We start from the raw sequence: 23,488 nt of genomic DNA on the forward strand, positions 1-23,488 counted from the left end.
ATGAACTACGGTATCGCGTTCACACCGCTGGTTCCTTCGATCGTGCTGTGGATCGCGCTCGGCGCGATCGTCGTCATCGCGGCACTGCTGCTGCTGTCACGCGCGCGCGGCGCCGCGGTGCGTGTCGCCGCGCTGGCGCTGATCCTGCTCGCATTGGCCAATCCCTCCTTCACCCGCGAGGACCGCGAGCCGCTATCCTCGGTCGCCGCCGTCGTGGTCGACAAGAGCCCGAGCCAGAATTTCGGCACGCGCACCCAGGAGACCGACAAGGCGCGGCAGGCGCTGGTCGACAGCCTGAAGCAGATCAAGGGCCTCGAGGTCCGCGTCGTCGAGGCCGGCCAGGCCGACGGTGAGACCGACGGCACCAAATTGTTCGGCGCGCTGACGTCGGCACTGTCGGACGTTCCGGTCGAGCGCGTCGCCGGTGCGTTCATGATCACCGACGGCCGCGTGCATGATATTCCCGCCAACGCCCAGGCGCTCGGCTTCCAGGCACCGGTGCACGCCTTGATCACAGGCCGCAAGGACGAGCGCGACCGCCGCATCGCAATCACCGCCGCGCCGCGCTTCGGCATCGTCGGCCAGACCCAAACCATCACCTACCGGCTCGACGACCAGGGCGTCACCGGCGAGCGCGCCAAGGTCACGATCCGCCGCGACGGCGAAGTGATCAACGAGCGCACGCTGACCAGCGGCCAGACCTCGAGTGTCGACATCGACATCAAGCATGCCGGGCCCAACATCGTCGAGATCGAGGCCGCGCCGCTCGAGAACGAGCTGACACCGGTCAACAACCGCGCCGTGGTCGCGATCGACGGCGTGCGCGACAAGCTGCGCGTGCTGCTGGTGTCCGGCGAGCCGCATGCCGGCGAGCGCACCTGGCGCAATCTCTTGAAGTCCGATCCCAGCGTCGATCTCGTCCACTTCACCATCCTGCGTCCGCCGGAGAAGCAGGACGGCACGCCGATCAACGAGCTGTCGCTGATCGCGTTTCCGACCCGCGAGCTGTTCCAGCAGAAGATCAACGAATTCCAGCTGATCATCTTCGACCGCTATGCCCGCCAGGGCGTGCTGCCGATCGCCTATTTCGACAACATCGCGCGCTATGTCCGCTCCGGCGGCGCGGTGCTGGTCTCGGCCGGTCCCGATTACGCCTCGACCACCAGCATCTGGCGCACGCCGCTGGATGCGGTGCTGCCGGCCGAGCCGGTCGGCGTGACCGAGAAGCCGTTCTATGCGCATTTGAGCGATGCCGGGAAACGCCATCCGGTGACACGCGGGCTGGAAGGCTCGAATGCCGAGCCGCCGCATTGGAGCCGGTTTTTCCGCACCGTCGACACCCGCAACGCGATCAACCCGCCGGTCATGACCGGCGCCGACGGCAAGCCGCTGCTGCTGCTGTCGCGGTTCGGCGAAGGCCGCGTGGCGCTGCTGCTCTCCGACCAGATCTGGCTGTGGGCGCGCGGCTATGAAGGCGGCGGACCGCATCTCGATCTGTTGCGGCGGGTGTCGCACTGGCTGATGAAGCAGCCCGACCTCGACGAAGAGGCGCTGCGCATGCAGGTGCAGGGCAAGAACCTCGCGGTGGTGCGCCAGACCATGGCCGACACCGTCGCACCGGTCACCGTGACGTCGCCGAGCGGCGCCACGCATGAACTGACCTTGGCCGCCGGCGATCCCGGCGAGTGGCGCGCCACGTTGCCTGCGAGCGAGCTCGGCCTGTGGCAGGCCACCGACGGCACGCTGAAGGCGCTGATCAATGTCGGCCCGACCAACCCGAAAGAATTCTCGGAGGTCACCTCGACCACCGACATGCTGAAACCGCTGGCGCAGGCGACCGGCGGCGACGCACGGCGCATCGTCGACGGATCGAGCCTCGACATGCCGCGGATCGTACCGGTGCGCGCGTCGACGATCTTCCGCGGCGACGGCTGGCTCGGCGTCAAGATGCGCGACGCCAGCGTGGTCAAGGGCGTCGGCGTGCTGCCGATGTTCGCCGGCCTGGTCGGCCTGCTGCTGTTGCTCGGCGCATTCGCGGCAACCTGGCTGCGTGAGGGACGCTGAGCCCGGTCGGGCTCGCGTCTGCGTTGCGGCAAACACACCGGCGACACATCGACACAGTGTGTCTGAACGTTAGTTGACATCGCGTCCGCCATCCGATGTTATAATATAACATCGGGACCGCTGGGGTATGCGCGCTCCCGACTGGGTGGGCGCTAGCGCATGAACTGGTTCCGGAGACGCATCAAGACTGGCTCGCGGCTGGGGCTGTTCGCGCTCGCCGTCCAGTTCGTGCTGTCGTTCGGGCACTTCCACCCCATTGCGGCTGCGCAAGCGGCGCCCGCGGTCCAGACCGGCCTGTCGCTGCTCGACCTCGCCTATATCGGGACCTCGGCGACGCCGGACTTTGCGGTCCAGGTGACCGGGACCGAGCCGCCCACGAGGCACGACAACGACCACCGGCATCCGGCCGACAATTGCGCGATCTGCGCCGCTATTTCGCTCGCGAGCAGCATGCTGTTCACGGCGCCGCCGGTGCTGCTGCTGCTGCCGGAAGCCGTCGAGCTTCTGTTCCGCACCACCAGTGCCGAATTCGTCCATCTGAAGTCGGCGCCTGCGGCCTTCCACTCCCGCGCACCTCCCCTGTCCTGACATCGACTGATTGCTGCACGCCCTGAGCGGACGGCTGCGTCACAGTTGCGGCCTGCTCCAGCTGGGCAAATCGGGATCGATCCGTCATTTCGACGGGCCTGGGACTTTGGATCGGGACAATGACACTTCAGAAGAAACGAGCACTCCACATCGGAGGCGCGAGCTGGCTGCTGCTCGGCGCAATGCATGGCAGCGCACTGGCCGATGACACGCCGACGCAACTCCCTGACATCACCGTGACGGCGCCAAGCCCGATCCAGCGGCATCGGACCGTACCAACGCGCACGCCGACCCATGCGGTCCGGGCTGCGCCGAGCGCCAACCGAGAACGCGCTGCAGCCGTGCAACCGGCGCAAGCCGCACCAGCGCCCGCACCACAGCAGGGCGTGCTGCCCGTCGTCACCGACCAGTTCGCGACCGTCACCGTGGTGCCCAATGAGGAACTGCGGCGCTCCGGCGGCGCCACGCTCGGCGATCTGCTGTTCTCCAAGCCCGGCATCACCGGTTCGAGCTTCGCGCCGGGCGCATCGAGCCGGCCGATCATCCGCGGCCTCGACGTCAACCGCGTCGGCATTGTCGAGAACGGCCTCGGCGGCGGCGGCGTCTCGGATCTCGGCGAAGATCATTTCGTGCCGATCGATCCGTTCTCGACCAACCAGATCGAGGTGGTGCGGGGACCTGCCGCGCTGCGCTACGGCTCGACCTCGATCGGAGGCGTGGTGAGCGCCACCAACAACCGCATTCCCGACGCGATGCCGACCTGCGCGGCGACGCCGTTCCAGAGCTACGGATTGCCGACGAAGGCGCCGCTGGCCGACACAGGCGCGCCCGGTTGCCTCAATGTCGAGACCCGCACGTCGGTGAGTTCGGTCAATCGCGGCGTCGAGGGCGGCATGCTGCTGGACGCCGGCGGCGACAATGTCGCCATGCATGCCGACGTCTATGGCCGCACCACCAGCGACTACAGCATCCCGAGCTACCCGTATCTTTTCGACCAGACCCGGCCGGTGAACGGCCGCCAGCCGAACTCCGCGACCCAGTCGGACGGCGCCTCGGTCGGCGCGTCCTATTTCTTCCAGGGCGGGTATATCGGTGCGTCGATCACCCAGAACGACTCGCTCTACCACATTCCGGGAATCGACGGCGCCGATCATCAGACCCGGATCGACGCGCACCAGACCAAGATCGCCGTCAAGGGCGAGTACCGGCCGGATGCGGCGGCAATCGACGCGGTGCGGTTCTGGGTCGGTGCGACCGACTATCGCCACAACGAACTCGGGCTTGCCGATCCGACCGACCCGTTCAGCGACGGCGTACGCCAGACCTTCACCAGCAAGGAGCAGGAGGCCCGCGTCGAGGTGCAGATGATGCCGTTCAACGCGCGCTTCGCCACGGTGACCACGGCGTTCGGCCTGCAGGGCGGGCATCAGGAGCTGACTGCGCCGAGCCCGGACGATCCGGGCGCGCTGTTCAACGGCCTGTGGAGTCCGAACAACAACAACCGCATCGCGGGGTATGTTTTCAACGAATTCAAGTTCACGGATTCGACGAAGGCGCAGGTCGCCGGCCGCATCGAGCATGTCGACCTGCACGGATCGACGCCGGATTTCCCGGCGGACTTCCTGCCGGACGGCGCGCCGCAAAGCTCGGTCGCGCGCAATCCGTCCTACACGCCGGTCAGCGGCAGCGTCGGTTTGATCCAGAACCTGCCGGGCGATCTCGTCGGCAGCATCACGGCGCAATATGTCGAGCGCGCGCCGAAGCCCGCGGAGCTGTTCTCGCGCGGCGCGCATGATGCGACCGGGACCTTCGACATCGGCAATCCGAACCTGACCATCGAGACCGCGAAATCGCTCGAGGTCGGCCTGCGCAAGGCGACCGGCCCGTTCCGCTTCGAGGCCACCGCCTATTACACCCGCTTCAGCAATTTCATCTATCGCCGCCTGACCGGGGTGATGTGCGGCAGCGATTTCGATTCCTGCGGCAATGGCGATCCCAACAACGAGGGCCGCCAGGCGGTGTATTCGCAGCGCGACGCCATCTTCCGCGGCGCCGAGTTCCAGAGCCAGCTCGACATCGGCCCGCTCAACGGCGGCATCTGGGGCATCGAGAACCAGTTCGACGTGGTGCGCGCCACCTTCACCGACGGCAGCAACGTGCCACGGATTCCGCCGGTGCGGCTTGGCGGCGGCGTCTACTGGCGCGACAGCAACTGGTTCACCCGGATCAACCTGGTGCACGCGTTCGCGCAGAACGACATCGCGGTCATCGGCGAGACGCCCACTGCGGGATACAATCTGATGAACGCGGAGATCACATACAACACCAAACTCAGTCAGTCATGGATCGGCGCGCGCGAGATGACGCTTGGTCTGGTCGGCAACAATCTGCTCAACCAGAACATCCGCAACTCGGTGTCTTACACGAAGGACGAGGTGCTGATGCCGGGCCTCGGCGTGCGGGCCTTCGCCAATCTGAAGTTCTGAGACAAGCGTCCCTCTGCCGCACGCGGCAGAGGGATCGATGCTCTAACGCCTGCGCGGTCAGTGACCGACGACGACTTCGCTGATCTGGATCACCGGCTGCAGATCGGTGTAATTCGGAATGTCGCCCATGATCTCCTGGGCGTGCTTGCCCATGCCAGCCGCGAAGGCCTCAACCGAGTCGCAGAAGATGTGGCACATTCCGACATAGGTTGCGGGCGTCCCCGGTGCGCCGCCGGCGAGACCCTTGTCGACGGTGTAGTATTTGCAGGCGTCGCCGAGGCGCGCCTTCACCAGCGGCATGTGCTTGTCGCGATAATACTCGTGATCAAAGCGTGCGCCTGGATTGTTCGGATACATCACACTGACCTTGATCATGGCGCGCACTCTCCCTGTTGATATGACATGCGCCGGTCTCGTCCCGGCGCTTGCCTCAACTGTGCTTCAGTTTCCGACAGCGCGCAACCGTTCCGGGCGACGCTCGCGCGGATGTCAGATCGCCTTGCTCCAGTCCGGCTGGATCGGCCCGGATACGTCCTCGGCAGCGCCGTCGACCAGTTCCATGACAAGCAGGCGACTATAGTCGATGGGGCCGGGCATCGTCATCCGCCCTTTCGGGACCGGCTTGAAGCCGACCCGCGCATAGTACGGCGCGTCACCGACCAGCACGATCAGCCGATGGCCCTTGGCGCGGGCGTCGTTGATCGCACGCTCGAGCAGCGCGCGGCCGACGCCGCGGCTGCGGAACGGCGGCTCGACCGTCAACGGCCCGAGCATCAGGGCCGGCGTATCGCCGATCGTGACCGGCAGCTGGCGCACCGAACCGACCAGCAGCGTGCCGATCCGCGCCGTGAAGGAAACGTCGAGCAGATGATCGACATGCTCGCGCAACCGGTAGGCGCTGAGCGCGAAACGGCCGGGCCCGAAGGTGCGCTCATGCAGGCGCTCGATCGCCTGGGCGTCTTTCGGGGTCTCGGGCAGGATGGTCAGGGACAGTTCAGTCATTGTGGGGCGCGGGATAGCATCTGGCGGAGGCGCGGTCCATCACCGCCATGTCGCCGGCGGCGGCTTGCCCTCGAGCACCTCCGCGATCCGCAGCCGCGTACCGGGGGTGGTGTCATGGGGCAGATCGGCCGGATCGAAGAAGCCGCAGGCCACGATCTCGCGATTCGGCTCCGGCAGCCGGTCCTGCCGGTAGTTCCTGACGACATAGACCGCGACATGATCGCGCGGCGAGACGTGGCTGTTGTGGAAGATGCCGTGCAGCACCGGCGTGCCGTCGAACTCGATCCGCCCCTCCTCCTCGAGCTCGCGCCGCAGCGCTTCGATAAAACTTTCACCGACCTCGACCCCGCCGCCGGGCAGATACCAGCCCCGGACGTAGCTGTGCTTGACCAGGAACACCTTGTTGTCGGCGTCGAGCACCACGGCGCGGACCCCGAGCGTCATGCTGCGGGCCAGCCGCCAATAAAAATGAAACACCCACCTGATCTGCGGCTCGTAGCGCTTGCGTAAATCGAGCAGGACCGTCACTGAACCCTCGACATCATGGTGTTTGATCCGTGCTTTGATCCTTGCGCGCTTGCGCAGCTCTTGCCAATACAGGGCAGGACGTTCGGGATAGCACGACATGACCGGCTGCCGGCCACTTTTCACCGACAATCCGAAGGGAATCGCGTGATGGCAGTGTTCCGTCTCGCGCATCTGTCGGATCCGCATCTGCCGCCGCTGCCGGCCGCGCGGCTGCGCGATCTCGCCGGCAAGCGCGCCTTCGGCTATTTGAACTGGACGCGCAACCGCCACAAATATCATCGCCGCGACGTGCTCGATACGCTGGTGTCGGACATGCAGGCACAGCAGCCGGACCACATCGCCGTGACCGGCGATCTCGTCAATCTGGCGCTGGATGCCGAGTTCAATCCGGCCAGGCAATGGCTCGAGGGTGTCGGCAGCGCTGCCGACGTCACCGTGGTCCCCGGCAATCACGACGCCTATGTGCGCGCGACCCGGCATCGCTTCGTCAGTCACTTCGGCGACTATCTGCGCGGCGACGCCGATGGCGCGGCATCGCATTTTCCGTTCGTGCGCCGCCGCGGCCCGGTGGCGCTGATCGGCGTCTCCTCAGCGGTGCCGACGCCGCCGCTGATGGCGACCGGCTGGCTCGGCCATGCGCAGCTCACTGCGCTGGATACGATCCTCGCGCAGCTGTCGTGGGAGGAGGCCTTCCGCGTCCTCCTGGTGCATCACCCGCTGCACTCCGACGGGCGCGCCAAGCGGCTGACCGATTCGCATCAGCTGCTGGCGCTGCTCAAGCGGCACGGCGTCGAGCTGGTGCTGCATGGCCACGACCACATCCATTCGACGATGTGGTTCGACGGCCCCGAGCGGAAGATTCCCGCGATCGGCGTGCCGTCGGCATCCGCGCTGGCGCGCAAGCACTATCCGGCGGCGGCCTACAATCTGTTCTCGATCGAGCGCGACGGCAATAGTTGGCGCTGCGAGCAGACCGTGCGCGGCCTCGGCGCTGACGACGGCATTCGCGAGCTGAAGCAAGTGCGGTTATCCTAGAGCATTTTCGGTTCTGATTGATCAGAACCGAAGCTCTAGACTCTTGTTTTGACGCGTTTTCTTCACGCGAACCGGCGTCCACTTCGCTCGAAAACGCTCTAATCACCCCCCCCCCGCCGCCGCCACACCCACCGCCGCAGCCGCCTCCGCTGTCGCCGCCACCTCCACCGTCGCCGCCGCCTCCATCACCGCCGCCGTGGCCATCGCCGTCGCCTCCATGGCCGCCATGGCCTCCGTCGCTGCCGGCATCGCCAAAACCCGCCGACGATCCGTCGATCGACGAGTCCGCGAAATCGCCGCCGCAATACGGACTGCTGCCACCGATGCCGCTGCGGCGCAGCGCCTCGCAGTCGGTGTGGTAGATGAAGCCGTTCGCGATGCTGAGCTTGGCGTCGAGCGCGAACAACAGCGGCAGCCGCGTCGGCCTGACCGGATCGATGTTCTCGTACTTGCAGCAGTACCACCAGACCCGCCGCAGCCCTTCATTGCTCCGGCGCCGCTCCTTCACCAGCACGACCGCGGGCGTGTGATGCAGGAAGCTGCCGAAGGCGCGGCGGCAGAACGCGTCGTATTCGCGGGTGTAGAGAATGAATTCGTGCCAGAGGTCGTCGGCCGCTTGCGACGGCATCGAGACGTAACGCTTGCCGCTCATCAGATAGGCGAGGAAGAACTGCCGCAGGCCGCGCGACACCAGCGCGCTGTCCTTGCGGGCGAAGCCGGGGTGATGCTTCTCGAGCCGGGCCAGCAGGCCGGCCGGCCACTTGAAGGTGCGGATATATTCGGCGCGCCGCAGCGTCTGCCATTTGCCGAACAGCACGGCGCTGCCGACCACCGCGGCCGCCGCCAGGATGCCGAAAAATGCCGAGGCGGGAGTTACGACCACGATGCTCCCCGCCGGTCAGCGGCTAAAAGTTCTGCACGCTCGCCAGCAGCGCGAAGCCGAACAGCGCCAGCGCGCCCAGGATGAAGCCGAGCACGAACATGCCGATCCCGCCGCGGCGCTTCGGCGCCACCACCGGCGCGGGCGGCGGAGCCGGCGGCTCGGCAACGGGAAGCGGCGTTGCCACCATCGCATGCTCGCGCTCGATCATGCGCCGCGCGACATAGTCGGTGACCGCGTCGACGATCACGGCCACGTCGTGCGATTCGGCGAGCACGATGCGGCCGAACCTCGTGTCCTGCACGAAGCGGTAGATGCGCTTGTCGCGGCCCATCAGCACGTGCGCGACCACGTCGATCCAGAGCCGCGGCGTCTCGCCCTGGCTGATGCCGCGGTCGAACAGATCGACCTTCTCCGGCACCTGCGCAAACAAGGGATCGAGCGCGTCGTTGAGGATCTCGAGCCGCGCCACTTCGGCATCGCGCAACTCGACGACGACGCCGGTGCGATCGGCCGCCTCGATCCGCGCCCGCCGCAGCGCCTCTCGCAGCGTCGGCCGCATCTCACGCGCCTCGCTGCCGTTGTTCTGCGGATCGGACATGCCTTACGGCCTCGTGGTGACGGGTTGCCTTACCCATTAACCTATCAGCAACCATGACGTCCGCAAAGGACGTTGGTTCCCAAGCACTTAGGCGGCCACTTATCCCCAGATCAAAGATCCCGGCACTGTTCCGAAAACGGACAGCCCCACCCGGATGAACCGGATGGGGCTGCCGTCCTTGGACGTTTCTTAGCTCTGATGGGTTCGGCGCTTAGGCCGAAACCCGCGATGGCTCCTCGACGATCGAGAAGCGCACGCCAGCCTTGTGGCGGCTCTCTTCCGAGACTTCCTTCCAGCACTCTTCGGCTTCCTTGCGGGTCTTGAACGGACCGCGGACCTGGGCCGAGCCTTCGACGAGCTTATGGAAGTTCATCGAGCCGAACTCGCCGCCGATCACCCAGAAATTGCTGCCCTTGCTCATCGTCAGTCTCCTCTAAAAATCCTGCTGCCCTTGCTCAAGCCGCCTGAATTCTGATCCCCGCGACCTGCTCGTCATATCGACATTATTGACAGAGCATCACGAAGTGCGTGTCAGAGGATAAACGCGAAAACAGGAAGTTCGTACAGATGACTTGTTTTTTATTGGTGATGTCATGTAACATCTGAACTTGTAATAAATGTCGATTTGTAAATTTTGTCACAAAATGGGTCAGGAAGGCTGTCGTGCCCGGCGAATCCGGAAAGAAGCTGTTCGTCGGTCCCCGCTTTCGGCGGATCCGCCAGCAATTGGGGCTGTCGCAGACCCAGATCGCCGAGGGGCTCGGCATCTCGCCCTCCTACATCAACCTGATCGAGCGCAACCAGCGCCCGGTGACGGCGCAGATCCTGCTCCGGCTGGCCGAGACCTACGACCTCGATCTGCGCGACCTCGCCACCGCCGACGAGGATCGCTTCTTCGCCGAACTCAACGAGATCTTCTCCGATCCCCTGTTCCGCCAGATCGACCTGCCGAAGCAGGAGCTGCGCGATCTCGCCGAGCTGTGCCCCGGCGTGACGCATGCGCTGCAACGGCTCTACGCCGCCTATACCGAGGCGCGCCGCGGCGAGACGCTGGTGGCGGCGCAGATGGCCGATCGCGAAGGCTCGCAGTTCGACGCCAACCCGATCGAGCGGGTGCGCGACCTGATCGAGGCCAACCGCAACTATTTCCCGGAGCTCGAGACCGCGGCGGAAAATCTGCGCGACGAGCTCAACGTGCCGACCGAAGGTCTGTTCACGGCACTCGCCACGCGGCTGCGCGAAAAACATTCGATCGTCACCCGCGTCATGCCGGTCGACGTGATGCGCGAGACGCTGCGCCGTTTCGACCGCCATCGCCGTCAGTTGCTGATCTCCGAACTGGTCGACAGTGCCGGCCGCAGCTTCCAGCTCGCGCTGCAGGTCGGCTTTGTCGAATGCGGCGCCGCGATCGATGCGATCGTCAGCCGCGCCGGCCCGCTCGACGACACCGCGCGCAGGCTGTACCGCATCACGCTCGCCAATTATTTCGCGGGGGCCGCGATGATGCCCTACCAGGCATTTCATTCCGCGGCCGAGGCCCTGAGCTACGACGTCCATGTGCTGGCGCAGCGCTTCAATGCCGGCTTCGAGCAGGTCTGCCACCGCCTCACCACGCTGCAACGGCCGAACGCGCGCGGCGTGCCGTTCTTCCTGCTGCGCGTCGACAATGCCGGCAACGTGTCGAAGCGGTTTTCCTCCGGCACCTTCCCGTTCTCCAAATTCGGCGGCACCTGCCCGCTCTGGAATGTGCATTCCACCTTCGACATGCCCGACCGCCTGCTGAGCCAGGTGATCGAGCTGCCGGACGGCACGCGCTACTTCTCGATCGCGCAGACGGTGCGGCGGCCGGTGGCGCCCTATCCGCAGCCGCAGCCGCGCTTTGCAATCGGGCTCGGCTGCGAGATCCGTCATGCGGCAAAGCTCGTCTACGCGACCGGCATGGATCTGGAGAAGGTCGAGGGCACCCCGATCGGCGTCAACTGCCGGCTCTGCGAGCGCGAGAACTGCAGCCAGCGCGCCGAACCGCCGATCACGCGCACCCTGATCCTGGACGAGACCACGCGGCGGGTGTCGTCGTTCGCGTTCTCGAATGCACGGGAGTTGTGAGATTAATCGACCGCGGCAAAGGCCTTGCACCAGCCGTCCTTGCTGATGGCACCCTCCACCACCTTGCAGCCATCGGGCGCGACGAACAGCGTACAGAGGCCGCACGAATAGATGCCGTTCGGCGTGTCCCGATATTCGGCTTGCAGCTTTGTCATTTTGTCGGAGGCTACAGCAGGTCGCAGGAAGAGCGTGGCGGGAAGTCCTGTGATGGCAGCGCCAACAAAAGCGCGCCGGGAACGTCCGGGTAGTTGTTTGGCCATGGTGTTCACCCCATGCGTCGTCCCGGCGAAGGCCGGGACCCATACTCCGTGAAGAACATTGTAGACGAGACTCGTCGTCCCGGTATCGCGCAACGAACAGCATTTGTGGTTATGGGTCCCGGCCTACGCCGGGACGACACTGAGTTTGTTGAAACGCCTATGAGTCATACTTCCGCATTCTCGCGACATGTTTTGTCCGAGCTTTGCTCTTCGTTCCGCCCTCTCTTGAACACAGGGCGCAGGGAAAGCCGGGTGCCGATCGCACCCGCGCTAGGGGCGCGCGCATGTCTCCCCCTCGTCATTCCGGGGCTCGCGTAGCGAGAACCCGGAATCCATCAGGCCGCATCATGTGTAGTGAAATGGATTCCGGGCTCTCGCTTCGCTCGCCCTCAGGTGCGCAATTGCGCACCGGGGGATGACGAAGAGCGAGGACCCCAGAATGCAGATGCGTAGCCAGCCGCTCAGGGTTTGCGCAGATTGAGCGAGAAGCGCAGGTTCAGCGGCTGCAACATTTCCGGCGGCGGCGCCTCGCCGACATTGCCGCGCTTCAGGATGGTGCGCAGATCCTCCGTGGCGCCGGCGTCATTGAAGGCCGGAAACGCGACGCGCTCGACGGTGCCGTCCGGGTTGAGCCAGGCGCGCACCACGAGCGTCGGCGGCGGCCCGTTCTCCTTGCCGGAATGCTCGATGCACCAGTTGCGGAAGCGATTGGCAACCGTCTCGTCGGCCGCGATCCATTCCTCGAACCGGTATTTGACCAGTTTGGCAAACTGCGCCCATGACGGCGGCGCCTGTTCCGGATTGCGAAAGTTGGCGTCTTGAGCGTGGCCCGGCGCTGGGGACAGGATCAAGAGGCCGAACGAGAGCACGAGCGTGCCCCGCAAGATGAGCATGGTTCTGGACAAGGGTTGACCGCAGACAGCAGGCTGACAAGGCAACGCGAGAGTATTAGCGCTTGCAGCAACTAGTCGCTCATTGTTGCATGCATGTGACGCGTGCCGAGATGCTGGCGGCGCGATGCGCGCGGGACGCGGTGCCGCTCATCTGCGGCCAGTCGTCTTGCTGGAAGCGAACTCCGTGCGCGGCAAGAAAGGATTTGGCGTGCACGGCATCGACCGCCAGCACGCGATCGATCGTGGTCCTGCGGCTCACCACCCCTTCGACGAGGCCACGGGAATCCAGCACCGGCGCACCGCTGGTGCCGAAGGTGACATTCGAGCGCAGCACGAGGTGCTCGGGGTCGCGCAGGGTGGTGTCGACGAACGCATTGCCGAGTGATCCGCCATGCGCGAGCAGCGGCTTCAGGCGGTCATAGGCCTCGGCAAACACCATGTCGTTGGCGACGGACGTATTGGCCCGCGGGAATACCGCTGCGAGACCCAATGTGCGCGGCACCTTGATCAATGCGATGTCGCTCGCGGCCAGCGCCACCATGCGCGCCGCGACGGCCCGCCCCTCCTTGCTGACGACGATGCGGGCGCAATCCGCGACCGCATGCCGCGCGGTCAGCATGTGGCCGAGATCGTCGACAAAGAACGCGGTGCCGTCGAGCCGCTGGCTGGTGGCCGGCGGACCAGTGACGTCAAGCGCCAGCGGCTTCGCAGCCTCCATCTGTCGCACTGGTTGAAGCGGGGAGAATGGCACCTGCGTCGCCGCCCCCTGCGGCGTGAAGCCAATCAGAGCGCAGCCGATCGCAATACCGCAAGCCAGCCGGACCATGCGTACAGGCAATTTCGCGCGCGCCGTCGACGCCGCGCGCCCTAAAGCCGAAACCGGATGATGCACCTTCAGACCCCAACCCGCAAATCCCAAGCCTGCCTTCAACGTCACCGCGCAAATCGCTCGCCGGCAACGTCTGTGCATACACCGCATTCAAGGGCGACTGAAGAGGACTCGACGCAGGATGAGGCGCGCCGTGCTGAACGAGGCGGCGGACGTCATGCGACGGCACAACCGGCCGGGGCTTGCGAACCGGCATGCGCGCGCGACATCCGCCCGAGCGACTGCCCATCCGTTGAACGCCCCGGATCTGCGGCACTCAACGGCCCTCGTCTCCACGCGGGACGCTGCGAAGCGCCGCCGCGCGCGAGTGACAGCGGTCGCCAGATCGATCTGCGCCGCGTTTCGTCGTTCGTGCCTGCTAGCTTCCTGGAGGCGAGTAGGCGGCCTTGAGCTTGCTCGCGTGCTGGCGCACCACCTTGATCTCGTCCGGCGTGAAGAGCCGGACCAGCTTTACATTCTGCATGGCGCCGGCCGCCACGACCACGCCACTGATCGCGGGTGCGACGCTCGGATCAGGCACATCGAAGATCACCATCACGCCGGGGCCGTCGGCCGCCGTGCTGTACATCGAGATCAATTTGCCGCCGGCCGACTCGATCAGCTTTTTGGCGGCCTCGTATCGATTGGTTGTCGGGTTCTCCATGATGTTGTTGATGGAACGCGGTGTGTATTCACCCGAGAAGCAGAAATGCATGGCAATCGCTCCATTTGGTTGAAAAAGAAAAAAGGCAGTCACCCGGGGTGTGACCCAGGCAGAAGGTTTTTCGTACTGAAAATGAGACCATAAGGCCTGCCGATGGCCATGAGCGCTGCCGCTCATTCTCCGGATTTCGGCGTAACCGGTAGCAGCTTGTTGCGCATTCTACATCAAATGAAAGGCAAATGAAATTGCGTTTCGCGGCCCCGGAAAAAATTGCCCTGTCATCGACCGGCCTTGAAGGGCAGCACAGGCAGGACGACGCCGCGATGCACGGGACGGAACGAATCTCGTGGCGATAGACGTCATGTGGTAAGTGTCATCGGCGCTCATTTGCCGGGCGCGTAGTGCGATTGGACAGGGAGTTTTCAGACATGAATTTCCGTGCATTAGGCCTTTCAATTGTTGGATTGCTTGCGGCGGTCTCCGCGACGGCGGCCGCGGATTCTCCGCCGAGCTATCAAGGCGATCCCGACACCTACAAGGTGATCTTCGAAGACCAGAATTTCCGCGTCATTGCCGCGACATGGAAGAAGGGGACGACAGACAAGCCGCACTCGCACCCGGTGCCGTTCGTGGTCTATCCGCTGACCGACTGCACCATTCGTCTGCACAATGCCGACGGCACCACACGAGACAGTCCCAGCAAGGCGGGCACGGCGTTTGCCGGGCCAATCGTGGTTTCCCATACGGCCGAGAACATCAGCAGCGACGACTGCAAGGCGATATTCGTCGAGCGCAAGTAGTCGAGCCGGCGGCGGCGAATTCTCCGTAATCATCCGTCGGCATCCCGACAGGGAATACCGACGGATCCCGCGACAAATGACGGGCAACGTTTCTCACCACGCCGGCCGGCAGCGTTGCGCGTTTGTGGCCGGCGGTGGTCGTAACTCGTTCGGAAACGGCGCAATGCAGACGCTGCGCCTTGCAAACAAGGGCAATCTGCCTCAGTGTCCCGCGCCTCCCGTCAAGAACAAGAGAAAGAACACTCATGAAGCATCGCGCGCTCGGCCGCTCCGGCCTCACCGTCCCTCCCCTCTGCTTCGGCTGCAATGTGTTCGGCTGGACGGTGGACGAGGCGTCGTCGTTTCGCCTGCTCGACACCGTGCTGGAGCATGGACTGACGTTCCTCGATACGGCCGACGTCTATTCGCGCTGGGTGCCGGGCCATCACGGCGGCGAGTCCGAGACGATCATCGGCAAATGGATGAAGGCGCGCGGCAACCGCAACCGCATCATCCTCGCCACCAAGGTCGGCATGGACATGGGAGGCGGCAATGTCGGACTGAAGCCGGACTACATCGCGCGCGCCGTCGAGGACTCGCTGCGGCGGCTGCAGACCGACACCATCGACCTCTACCAGTCCCACAAGGACGATGAGACAACCCCGCAGGAAGAGACGCTCGCGGCCTATGACAAATTGATCAAGGCCGGCAAGATCAGGGCGATCGGTGCCTCGAATTTCTCGGCTGAGCGGCTCAAGAGCGCGCTGGATATTTCCAAAGCCAACGGGCTGCCGCGCTACGAGAGCATGCAGCCGGAATACAGCCTGGCGGAGCGATCGAGCTACGAAGGCGCGCTGCAACGCGTCTGTGTGGAGAACGACGTCGGCGTGATCACGTTCTTCTCCCTCGCCGCGGGATTCCTGACCGGCAAGTACCGCTCGGAGAGCGACTTCGCCAAGAGCCCGCGCGGTGCGCGCAGCATTCCGAAATACATGAACCCGCGCGGCATGCGGATCCTCGCCGGCCTCGACGAGGTCGCCGCGGAAACCGGCGCCGAACCGGCCGCCGTCGCGCTCGCCTGGCTGATGGCCAAGCCCGGCATCACCGCACCGATTGCCAGCGCCACCAAGCCCGAGCAGGTCGCAACGCTGGTCGCTGCCGCCAGGCTCGAGCTGAGCAAGGCTCAGGTCGAGCGGCTGGACGCCGCGAGCGCGTAGCGGCGCGGTTCACTTCACCTCGCCCCGCGTGCGGGGAGAGGTCGGAACGCATCGTTGGATGCGTTCCGGATGAGGGGGAGCCTCCGCGAATGCAGCTATCAACGTAATCTGCGGAGACAGCCCCTCACCCCAACCCTCTCCCCGTAAGAACGGGACGAGGAAGCACACCGCCTTCGCGGCTGCAGTGCAAGATGGATTCCGTCTCACGCCCTAGCCCCACGGCCCGCGCTGGCCTGAGGCACCGCCCCACGGGCTGCGCGGCGGATAGCTGGCGCCGGCCGGGCGCGGCGCGGTCTGGGTGCCGAGCTCGGCGGCGAGCTGCTGCAGCGCGGCGATGCGGTTAGCGGTCGAGGGGTGGGTGGCGAACAGATTGTCGACGCCATGGCCAGACAATGGGTTGACGATGAACATGTGCGCGGTGGCCGGATTGCGCTCGGCTTCCATGTTCGGCACCTGGTGCGCGGCGTTCTCGATCTTCGCAAGCGCGGACGCCAGCCACATCGGCTGGCCAACGATGCGTGCGCCAAAATTGTCGGCGGCATATTCGCGGGTACGGCTGATCGCCATCTGCACCAGCGCGGCGCCGAGCGGCGCCAGAATCATCATCGCGATCGAGCCGACGATGCCGGGGCCGTTGTTGTTGCGGTTGCCGCCGAAGAACATGCCGAACTGCGCCAGCATCGAGATCGCGCCGGCGATCGTCGCGGTGATCGTCATGGTCAGCGTGTCGTGATGCTTGATATGCGCGAGCTCGTGCGCGATCACGCCGGCGAGCTCCTCGCGGCTGAGCTGCTGTATCAATCCAGTGGTGACGGCAACCGCCGCATTCTCCGGATTGCGGCCGGTCGCGAACGCATTGGGCTGCGCCTCGTCCATTAGGAACACGCGCGGCATCGGCAGGCTCGCACGCTGCGCCAGCTCGGCGACGAGATTGTAGAGGTCCGGCGCCGAACGCGCATCGACCTGATGGGCGCCGTACATCGACAGCACCATGCGATCGGAATTCCAGTAGGTGAACAGGTTTGTCGCAGCCGCGACGATCAGCGCGATCACGGCGCCGGTGCCGCCGCCGATCAGATAGCCGACGCCCATGAACAGGGCGGTGAGGCCGGCAAGCAGGAGCGCGGTGCGGAAATAATTCATCGTGGTTCCCTCACGGCGAGCGGAATGCTGCCACAACTGACGCCGCTGAGGTAGGGATTTTGCCGCTGCAGCCGCAAGGGGAACGCGTGCGTCGCAGCGACGCGGCGCGGGTTAACGATTGGTCATGTCGGTTGCCGTAGCCCGGATGAGCGCAGCGATATCCGGGGCAGTCGTTCCGCATATCGCTGCGCTCATGCGGGCTACAAGCCCGCTACGGCATCGTGGCTACTCCGCCGGCTCCTGCTGTGCGAGCTGCCTCTCGTCCTCGCGCAGCGCGACCCGCAGCAGCATGCGGGCGAGCTGCGCGCGGCTGTAGGGCTTGGCCAGGAACAGGATGCCCTGCTCGAGCTTGCCGTCCTGATCGATCGCGTCATCGGTGTAGCCCGAGGTGAACAGCACGCGCAGGCTGGGGCGCCGCTGCTGCGCCTCGGTGGCGAGGTCGCGTCCGTTCATCGCACCGCGCATGATGACGTCGGTAAACAAGAGATCGACCGGCGCGCCGCTGTCGAGCACGGCAAGCGCTTCGCCGCCATTGTTGGCCGACAGCGTGGTGTAGCCGAGGCTCTCGATCTGGGTCAGCACGTAGGAGCGCACCGCCTGTCGTCCTCGACGACCAGCACGACTCCTGCGCGCCGCGCACCTTCGGCTGCCGCCGCTCGGACGCCACGGCCGGCGATTGCACCGCCGCGCGCGGCAGATAGAGCATCACCCGCGTGCCGCGGCCGACCTCGCTGTCGAGCGCGATGTGACCGTTGGACTGCTTGACGAAGCCGTAGACCATGGAAAGCCCGAGGCCGGTGCCCTTACCGACGTCCTTGGTGGTGAAGAACGGCTCGAACACTTTGGCGAGATCGGCTTCCGCGATGCCCTGGCCGTTGTCGATCAGCGCGATCGCGACATAGTCGCCGGCGGCAAGTCCATCATGGCCGTGCACGTCTGATGGCTTCAGTTCGGCAGTGCGGGTCCCGATCCGCAGCCGGCCGCCCTTCGGCATCGGGTCTCGCGCGTTCAGCGCGAGATTGATGATCGCGGTGACCAGCTGGTTGGAATCGACCAGCGCGCGCGGCAGATCCGGCATCGGGCGAAAATCGATGCCGACATGGTCGCCGATGGTCGGCCGCAGCAGCTCGATGGTCTCGACCATCAACCGTTGACGTCGACATCGCTCGGCTGCAGCGGCTGCTTGCGCGCGAAGGCCAGCAGATGCCGCGTCAGCGATGCACCGCGCTCGGCGGCGTCGCGGATCAGACTGGTGATCTCGGTGAGCTGGCGGTTGTGGGTGACCGCCTCGGCCAGGATGTCGATCGTGCCGGTGATGACGGTGAGGATGTTGTTGAAGTCGTGCGCGATGCCGCCGGTGAGCTGGCCGACCGCTTCCATCTTCTGCGCCTGGTGGATCTTGCTCTCATTGACTCGGCCTCGCGGAAACGCTCGAGCAGGACTTCCGAGCGCTGGCGCTACCGACCTTCCTCGGCGAGCGCGACATGGGCCTCGCGCAGCTGTCGCTCGGTCGGGATCGCCAGGATTTTCGGGATCAGCGGCCAGAGCAGTACCGCCGTGAAGATCGAGGCGACAGCGGTGAGCGCCTTGACTATTCCTTCGAGCCCATAGATCGGCACCCACAGCGTGTAGATCGAGAACACATGCGTGAGGCCGCAGGCGAGGATGAACGCGGCGAACGGTCAGGCCATCCAGCCGAACTGGAAGTCGCGCCGCTTGGAGACGAGGATCGCCAGCGCAAACGGAATCGAGAAATAGGAAGCGGCAATGATAGCGTCTGAAATCACGTGCAGCCAGATCAGCTCCGGCTCCCACAACAGGCAGATGCCGTGTGGCGAAAACGTCGACGAATCGAACAGACGCTCGAGAAAACTCCACATGGGTCCCTCCGGGCGTGATCGATCGGCCGACACCCCTGCCCGCGAATCACCAGCCGATCATAGCGGCGACGACTGAACCTGCCGAAGCCCAATTGGTCTAACGAGGCACCCCCGTTGTTGCCCGGTGTCGCCCTGGTGTATGCAGGATGTGCCTTAATCCCCTATCCCAGCCGGTGACATCGATGCCAGCATCTCCCCTCCGCGCCCCGATCATGATCGCAGCGATCGCGGGGGCGTTGGCGCTCTCCTCGCTGGGTCGGGCGCAACAGCCGCTGCCCAATCCCGCAGGCTCCGCCCCGGTCAGACCGCGCCCGGCCGCGGTGGCCTCGCCAAGGGCTGCGTCCTGCCACAACGGGCAGAGCTTCGACCGCTTCCTCGCCGAGCTCAAGCAGAAGGCGGTCGCCGCCGGCGTCTCGCAGCGCACGATCGCGGAGGCCGCGCCCTACCTGGTTTACGACCAGGGCATCGTCAACCGCGACCGCGGCCAGCGCGTGTTCGGGCAGATCTTCACCCAGTTCGCCGGCCGCATGGCCGCGAACTACCGGATGCAGCAGGGCCAGCAGTACATCCGGACCTATGCCGCCGCGTTCGCGCGCGCCGAGAGGGAGTATGGCGTGCCACCGGCGGTGATCGCCGCGTTCTGGGGACTGGAGAGCGATTTCGGCGCCCAGATGGGCAATCTGCCGACGCTGAAATCATTGGTGTCGCTGGCCTATGATTGCCGCCGCTCGGAGATGTTCCAGGGCGAGACCATCGCGGCGCTGAAGATCATCGAGCGCGGCGACCTGACGCCCGACGAGATGATCGGCTCGTGGGCCGGCGAGCTCGGCCAGACGCAATTCTTGCCGACGCATTATTTCAACTATGCCGTCGACTATGACGGCGATGGCCATCGCAACCTGCTCGCCAGCGGCCCCGACGTGATTGGCTCGACCGCGAACTACATCGCCAACGGATTGAAGTGGCGGCGCGGCGAGCCGTGGCTGCAGGAGGTGCGCGTGCCGCAGGCCGCGAATTTTCCTTGGGACCAGGCCGACCTCACCGTCAAGCTGCCGCGTTCGAAATGGGTTGCGCTCGGCGTCAGCCTGACCGACGGCAAGCCGTTGCCGAATGACGAGATGCCGGCCTCGCTGCTGCTGCCGATGGGCCGCATGGGTCCGGCGTTCCTCGCTTATCCAAACTTCGCCGCCTACACCGAGTGGAATAACTCGCTGATCTATTCGACCACCGCCGGCTATCTCGCCGGCCGCATCGCGGGCGCACCGCCGATGCAGCGGCCGCACGCGCCGGTGGCGCAGCTGCCGTTTGGCGAGATCAAGGAGCTGCAATCGCTGCTGGCGCGCGCCGGCTACGACGTCGGCAAGATCGACGGCGTGCTCGGCCAGGCGAGCCGCAGCGCGGTGAAGGCGATGCAGATGAAACACGGCCTGCCGGCGGATTCCTGGCCGACCGCGGAGCTCTTGGCGCGGATGCGCGGCCCGCGGGCGCAGCCGGCCGCGGACGCCGCGATGCCGCCGACGCGGTAGGACGCACCAAACGGCGACGCGCGAAATCTCTCCCCGTCATCCCCGCGCAAGATTTGACCAAGTGTTACAGCCGTCCGCAGTTGTATTCTTCCCTTCGCGGCCCCATGTGCAGCATCTCCGTTCGGCAGTTTCGGATTTCATCAGAACAAAGAGCATCCACATGTCCTTTTATGACGCCGTCGTCCCCGCTTATCTGCAGATCCTCAACAGCCTCAGCGGCCTGTTGACCAAGGCCGAAACGCATTGCGAAGCGAAGAAGATCGCGCCCGAGGTACTGCTGGGATCGCGACTCTATCCGGACATGCTGCCGCTGACCAAGCAGGTGCAGCTGGTCTGCGATCACGCCGCAAGAGGCTGCGCGCGGCTGACCCATAGCGAGGTGCCGTCGACGCCCGACACCGAGAAGAGTTTCGGCGAACTGAAGCAGCGGCTGGCGAAGACGATCGACTATGTGAAATCGTTCAAGCCGGAGCAGTTCGACGGCGCCGACGCCAAGGACGTCACCTTCCCGATCGGCGCCGATCGCACCATGACCTTGAAGGGCCAGCAATTCCTCAGCGCCTTCTCGTTTCCGAACTTCTACTTCCACGCCGTCACCGCACACGGCATCCTGCGCCACAACGGCGTCGATATCGGCAAGCGCGACTTCCTCGGCGTGAGCTGACGCGCTTCGCGCGTCATTCCGGGGCGATGCGCAGCATCGAACCCGGAATCTCGAGCCCCATAACCTCTGGATTCCGGGTTCTCGCTTCCCGAGCCCCGGAATGACTGACAAGCAAATTCCCCCGTCGCGGGATTTTCACGCTACGGCAGACACGTCGCCTCGCAGGCACAGCCGTGCTACTGCTCCCTAACAACAACAAGACGTCAGGGAGCACGCCATGTCGACCCACGCACCGAAAGCCATCGATCCGTCCGCCTCGCTGCATGCGGAATCGCTCGGACTTGCGAAGAACCACGGCCGCCTGGCCGGCCGGCGCATCATCGTGGTCGGTGCGGGCCAGCGCACAACCGTGGATGAAGCGCCGCCGATCGGCAACGGCCGTGCGATGAGCGTGTTGTTCGCGCGCGAGGGCGCCTCGGTCGCGTGCCTCGACGTCAACAAGGCAGCCGCCGACGACACCGTCGCGCAAATCACGGGCGAAGGCGGCAAGGCCTTCACCGATGTGGTCGATGTCTCCGATGTCGCGGCGATCGCGCCTGCGGTCGAACGCTGCGCCGAGAGGCTCGGCGGGCTCGACGGGCTGGCGCTGAATGTCGGCATTTCCTCCGGCCTGTCGCTGCCCAAGATGACGGCGGAAGCCTGGGACCGCGACTACGCCGTCAACGTGCGCAGCCACATGCTGTTCGCGCAGCGGGCGCTCGAGGTGATGGCGCCGGGCGGCGCGATCATCTTGATCTCCTCGATGGCGAGCCAGCGCGCCGGCGGCCGCAACCCGGCCTATGAATCCTCCAAGGCGGCGCAGATCGCGCTTGGGCGGGCTATCGCGCGGGCCGGCGAGGACAAGGGCATTCGCTGCAATGTGATCGCGCCCGGCTTCATGGATACGCCGATGGGCCGCGATGCCAGCCGCAGGCGGTCGGACCGCGCAGTGACAGTGCCTTTCGGCCGCCAAGGCACCGGCTGGGAGGTCGCCTATGCTGCGCTGTTCCTGATTTCGAATGAATCGTCCTATGTGAACGCGCACACCCTGTTCCTCGATGCCGGCCACATGGGCGGAATCGTGCGTGGCTAGCCTGCAAACTGGGCATATCCCGGCCATTGCGCTCGTCGCGGCAATGCACAACTCTCTCCTCATCGATCATTGTCTGGAACCACTTCACATGAGCCAATCGACCAAACTTCTCGAGCCCTACAAGCTTGGCCCGCTGACGCTGCCGAACCGCTTCGTGATGGCGCCGCTGACGCGCAACCGCGCGGTGCCGCCCGGCATGGTGCCAAGCCCGCTCGCGGTGGACTATTACGGCCAGCGCGCCTCCGCCGGCCTTCTGATCACCGAGGCGAGCCAGGTCTCGCAGCAGGGCCAGGGCTATCAGGACACCCCCGGCATCTATTCGAAGGAACAGGTCGCGGCCTGGCGCAAGGTCACCGATCGCGTGCATGAGCGCGGCGGCCACATCTTCATCCAGCTCTGGCATGTCGGCCGTATCTCGCACACCTCGCTGCAGCCGAATGGCGGTGCGCCGGTGGCCCCGAGCGCGATCCGCGCCAAGACCAAGACCTTCGTGAACGGCACCTTCGTCGACGTGTCCGAGCCGCGCGCGCTTGAACTGTCGGAAATCCCCGGGATCATCGAGGACTTCAAGCGCGGCACCGCGAATGCGCTGGCGGCCGGCTTCGACGGCGTCGAGATCCATGGCGCCAACGGCTATTTGCTTGACCAGTTCGCCAAGGACGGCACCAACAAGCGCACCGACGCCTATGGCGGTTCGATCGAGAAACGCGCCCAGCTGATGCTGGAAGTCTCCAAGGCGGTCACCATCGAGGCCGGCGCCGACCGCACCGGCATCCGGATCTCGCCGGTGACGCCGGCCAACGACGTCTCCGACTCCAATCCGCAGCCGCTGTTCGACTACATCGTCGATCAGCTCAACGCGCTGAAGCTGACCTATATCCACGTCATCGAGGGCGCGACCGGCGGCCCGCGCGACATCGCACCGTTCGACTACGCCTCGCTGCGCAAGCGCTTCAAGCAGGCCTATGTCGCCAACAACGGCTACGACTTCGCGCTGGCGGAGAAGGTGCTGGAGGCAGGTGCTGCCGACCTGATCGCGTTCGGCAAGCCCTTCATCTCCAACCCCGATCTGGTCGAGCGGCTCAAGGCCGGCGCCCCGCTCAACGACTGGGACAAGGCGACCTTCTACGGCGGTGGCGCCAAGGGCTATACCGATTATCCGACGCTGAAGGCAACCGAGGCGGCAGAGTAAAACCCGGTCCGCTTTCTCTCCACATCGTCATTCCGGGATG

25 protein-coding genes and 2 pseudogenes are annotated in these 23,488 nt (G+C 65.3%); 12 read left to right on the forward strand and 15 right to left on the reverse strand.

Translation table 11 applies throughout. The features are described from left to right. From HAP47_RS31535 to HAP47_RS31545, 3 genes are all read left to right on the forward strand, one after another. Positions 1-2,064, forward strand: a complete 2,064-nt coding sequence (locus tag HAP47_RS31535; RefSeq protein WP_173641218.1) for a hypothetical protein — start codon at positions 1-3, stop codon at positions 2,062-2,064. A 159-nt stretch (positions 2,065-2,223) separates the two neighbouring features. Further along, positions 2,224-2,652 (forward strand): DUF2946 family protein, encoded by a 429-nt coding sequence (locus HAP47_RS31540; RefSeq protein WP_173641217.1) that lies wholly within the window; start codon positions 2,224-2,226, stop codon positions 2,650-2,652. A 119-nt stretch (positions 2,653-2,771) separates the two neighbouring features. Then, the gene (locus tag HAP47_RS31545; protein WP_173641216.1) at positions 2,772-5,138 is read left to right on the forward strand and encodes a TonB-dependent receptor; all 2,367 of its coding nucleotides are present in this window, start codon (positions 2,772-2,774) and stop codon (positions 5,136-5,138) included. Between the two features lie 57 nt (positions 5,139-5,195). Here the strand turns inward: HAP47_RS31545 and HAP47_RS31550 are convergent, their stop codons facing one another. The 3 genes from HAP47_RS31550 to HAP47_RS31560 all read right to left on the reverse strand — a co-directional run bounded on the left by HAP47_RS31550 (position 5,196) and on the right by HAP47_RS31560 (position 6,668). Beyond that, complete coding sequence (locus HAP47_RS31550; protein ID WP_092124536.1) at positions 5,196-5,513, reverse strand: EthD family reductase; 318 nt, start codon at positions 5,511-5,513, stop codon at positions 5,196-5,198. A 114-nt stretch (positions 5,514-5,627) separates the two neighbouring features. Then, positions 5,628-6,140: a GNAT family N-acetyltransferase gene (locus HAP47_RS31555; RefSeq protein WP_173641215.1), complete on the reverse strand. Its 513-nt coding sequence runs from the start codon at positions 6,138-6,140 to the stop codon at positions 5,628-5,630. Positions 6,141-6,179: 39 nt separating this feature from the next. Then, the gene (locus HAP47_RS31560) at positions 6,180-6,668 is read right to left on the reverse strand and encodes an NUDIX domain-containing protein (RefSeq protein WP_173641214.1); all 489 of its coding nucleotides are present in this window, start codon (positions 6,666-6,668) and stop codon (positions 6,180-6,182) included. A 147-nt stretch (positions 6,669-6,815) separates the two neighbouring features. Between HAP47_RS31560 and HAP47_RS31565 the strand changes: the two genes are divergently transcribed. Next, positions 6,816-7,703, forward strand: coding sequence for a metallophosphoesterase family protein (locus HAP47_RS31565; protein WP_173641213.1), 888 nt, complete (start codon positions 6,816-6,818; stop codon positions 7,701-7,703). Between the two features lie 102 nt (positions 7,704-7,805). On the opposite strand, the gene HAP47_RS41380 is transcribed toward HAP47_RS31565, so the two are convergent. Beyond that, a complete protein-coding gene (locus HAP47_RS41380) occupies positions 7,806-7,931 on the reverse strand; it encodes a hypothetical protein (RefSeq protein WP_256459367.1) in 126 nt (41 codons plus the stop codon). Between the two features lie 134 nt (positions 7,932-8,065). Here HAP47_RS41380 and HAP47_RS31570 point away from each other — a divergent pair, with 134 nt between their 5' ends. Next, complete coding sequence (locus HAP47_RS31570) at positions 8,066-8,233, forward strand: hypothetical protein (RefSeq protein ID WP_176396278.1); 168 nt, start codon at positions 8,066-8,068, stop codon at positions 8,231-8,233. A gap of 375 nt (positions 8,234-8,608) precedes the next feature. On the opposite strand, the gene HAP47_RS31575 is transcribed toward HAP47_RS31570, so the two are convergent. Together HAP47_RS31575 and HAP47_RS31580 are read right to left on the reverse strand one after the other, a co-directional pair. Then, positions 8,609-9,184, reverse strand: a complete 576-nt coding sequence (locus HAP47_RS31575) for a hypothetical protein (RefSeq protein ID WP_173641211.1) — start codon at positions 9,182-9,184, stop codon at positions 8,609-8,611. Between the two features lie 211 nt (positions 9,185-9,395). After that, positions 9,396-9,605, reverse strand: coding sequence for a DUF4170 domain-containing protein (locus tag HAP47_RS31580; RefSeq protein ID WP_016839740.1), 210 nt, complete (start codon positions 9,603-9,605; stop codon positions 9,396-9,398). Positions 9,606-9,847: 242 nt separating this feature from the next. Between HAP47_RS31580 and HAP47_RS31585 the strand changes: the two genes are divergently transcribed. Further along, positions 9,848-11,290 (forward strand): helix-turn-helix domain-containing protein, encoded by a 1,443-nt coding sequence (locus HAP47_RS31585; RefSeq protein WP_173641210.1) that lies wholly within the window; start codon positions 9,848-9,850, stop codon positions 11,288-11,290. Positions 11,291-11,292: 2 nt separating this feature from the next. Here HAP47_RS31585 and HAP47_RS31590 read toward each other — a convergent pair whose 3' ends face one another. The 4 genes from HAP47_RS31590 to HAP47_RS31605 form a co-directional block, all read right to left on the reverse strand. Beyond that, on the reverse strand, positions 11,293-11,550 hold the full coding sequence (locus tag HAP47_RS31590; RefSeq protein WP_173641209.1) for an iron oxidase: 258 nt from the start codon (positions 11,548-11,550) through the stop codon (positions 11,293-11,295). A 461-nt stretch (positions 11,551-12,011) separates the two neighbouring features. Continuing rightward, positions 12,012-12,443, reverse strand: coding sequence for a hypothetical protein (locus HAP47_RS31595; RefSeq protein WP_173641208.1), 432 nt, complete (start codon positions 12,441-12,443; stop codon positions 12,012-12,014). 79 nt (positions 12,444-12,522) lie between these two features. Further along, positions 12,523-13,161: a S1 family peptidase gene (locus tag HAP47_RS31600; protein WP_173641207.1), complete on the reverse strand. Its 639-nt coding sequence runs from the start codon at positions 13,159-13,161 to the stop codon at positions 12,523-12,525. 529 nt (positions 13,162-13,690) lie between these two features. After that, positions 13,691-14,152: a GYD domain-containing protein gene (locus HAP47_RS31605; RefSeq protein WP_231168496.1), complete on the reverse strand. Its 462-nt coding sequence runs from the start codon at positions 14,150-14,152 to the stop codon at positions 13,691-13,693. Positions 14,153-14,403: 251 nt separating this feature from the next. On the opposite strand from HAP47_RS31605, the gene HAP47_RS31610 reads away from it, so the two are divergent. Next, on the forward strand, positions 14,404-14,775 hold the full coding sequence (locus HAP47_RS31610; RefSeq protein WP_173641206.1) for a hypothetical protein: 372 nt from the start codon (positions 14,404-14,406) through the stop codon (positions 14,773-14,775). Between the two features lie 245 nt (positions 14,776-15,020). Next, a complete protein-coding gene (locus HAP47_RS31615) occupies positions 15,021-15,971 on the forward strand; it encodes an aldo/keto reductase (protein ID WP_173641205.1) in 951 nt (316 codons plus the stop codon). A gap of 210 nt (positions 15,972-16,181) precedes the next feature. Here the strand turns inward: HAP47_RS31615 and htpX are convergent, their stop codons facing one another. From htpX to HAP47_RS41955, 5 genes and pseudogenes are all read right to left on the reverse strand, one after another. After that, positions 16,182-17,114 (reverse strand): zinc metalloprotease HtpX, encoded by a 933-nt coding sequence (htpX, locus tag HAP47_RS31620; RefSeq protein WP_173641204.1) that lies wholly within the window; start codon positions 17,112-17,114, stop codon positions 16,182-16,184. Between the two features lie 225 nt (positions 17,115-17,339). Continuing rightward, positions 17,340-17,708 carry a response regulator gene (locus tag HAP47_RS41655; RefSeq protein WP_371821687.1) on the reverse strand — a complete coding sequence of 123 codons (369 nt, stop codon included), beginning with the start codon at positions 17,706-17,708 and terminating at the stop codon, positions 17,340-17,342. Positions 17,709-17,859: 151 nt separating this feature from the next. Continuing rightward, positions 17,860-18,258 (reverse strand): annotated as a pseudogene (locus HAP47_RS41660) (ATP-binding protein); the annotation flags it as partial. Then, a complete protein-coding gene (locus HAP47_RS41665) occupies positions 18,258-18,494 on the reverse strand; it encodes a histidine kinase dimerization/phospho-acceptor domain-containing protein (RefSeq protein ID WP_371821688.1) in 237 nt (78 codons plus the stop codon). The pseudogene HAP47_RS41660 and the gene HAP47_RS41665, both read right to left, overlap by 1 nt. A 77-nt stretch (positions 18,495-18,571) precedes the next feature. Continuing rightward, positions 18,572-18,994: pseudogene (locus tag HAP47_RS41955) on the reverse strand (hypothetical protein). Between the two features lie 182 nt (positions 18,995-19,176). On the opposite strand from HAP47_RS41955, the gene HAP47_RS31630 reads away from it, so the two are divergent. From HAP47_RS31630 to HAP47_RS31645, 4 genes are all read left to right on the forward strand, one after another. Further along, positions 19,177-20,520 carry a lytic murein transglycosylase gene (locus tag HAP47_RS31630; protein ID WP_231168498.1) on the forward strand — a complete coding sequence of 448 codons (1,344 nt, stop codon included), beginning with the start codon at positions 19,177-19,179 and terminating at the stop codon, positions 20,518-20,520. Between the two features lie 160 nt (positions 20,521-20,680). Further along, complete coding sequence (locus tag HAP47_RS31635; RefSeq protein WP_173641203.1) at positions 20,681-21,184, forward strand: DUF1993 domain-containing protein; 504 nt, start codon at positions 20,681-20,683, stop codon at positions 21,182-21,184. A gap of 217 nt (positions 21,185-21,401) precedes the next feature. Continuing rightward, entirely contained in the window at positions 21,402-22,256 is an 855-nt protein-coding gene (locus tag HAP47_RS31640) for an SDR family NAD(P)-dependent oxidoreductase (RefSeq protein ID WP_173641202.1), read from the forward strand. An 88-nt stretch (positions 22,257-22,344) separates the two neighbouring features. Then, entirely contained in the window at positions 22,345-23,448 is a 1,104-nt protein-coding gene (locus HAP47_RS31645; protein ID WP_173641201.1) for an alkene reductase, read from the forward strand. Positions 23,449-23,488: the final 40 nt, after the last annotated feature.

The organism is Bradyrhizobium sp. 41S5, from assembly GCF_011516665.3.
GTDB classification, from domain to species: Bacteria; Pseudomonadota; Alphaproteobacteria; order Rhizobiales; family Xanthobacteraceae; genus Bradyrhizobium; species Bradyrhizobium quebecense.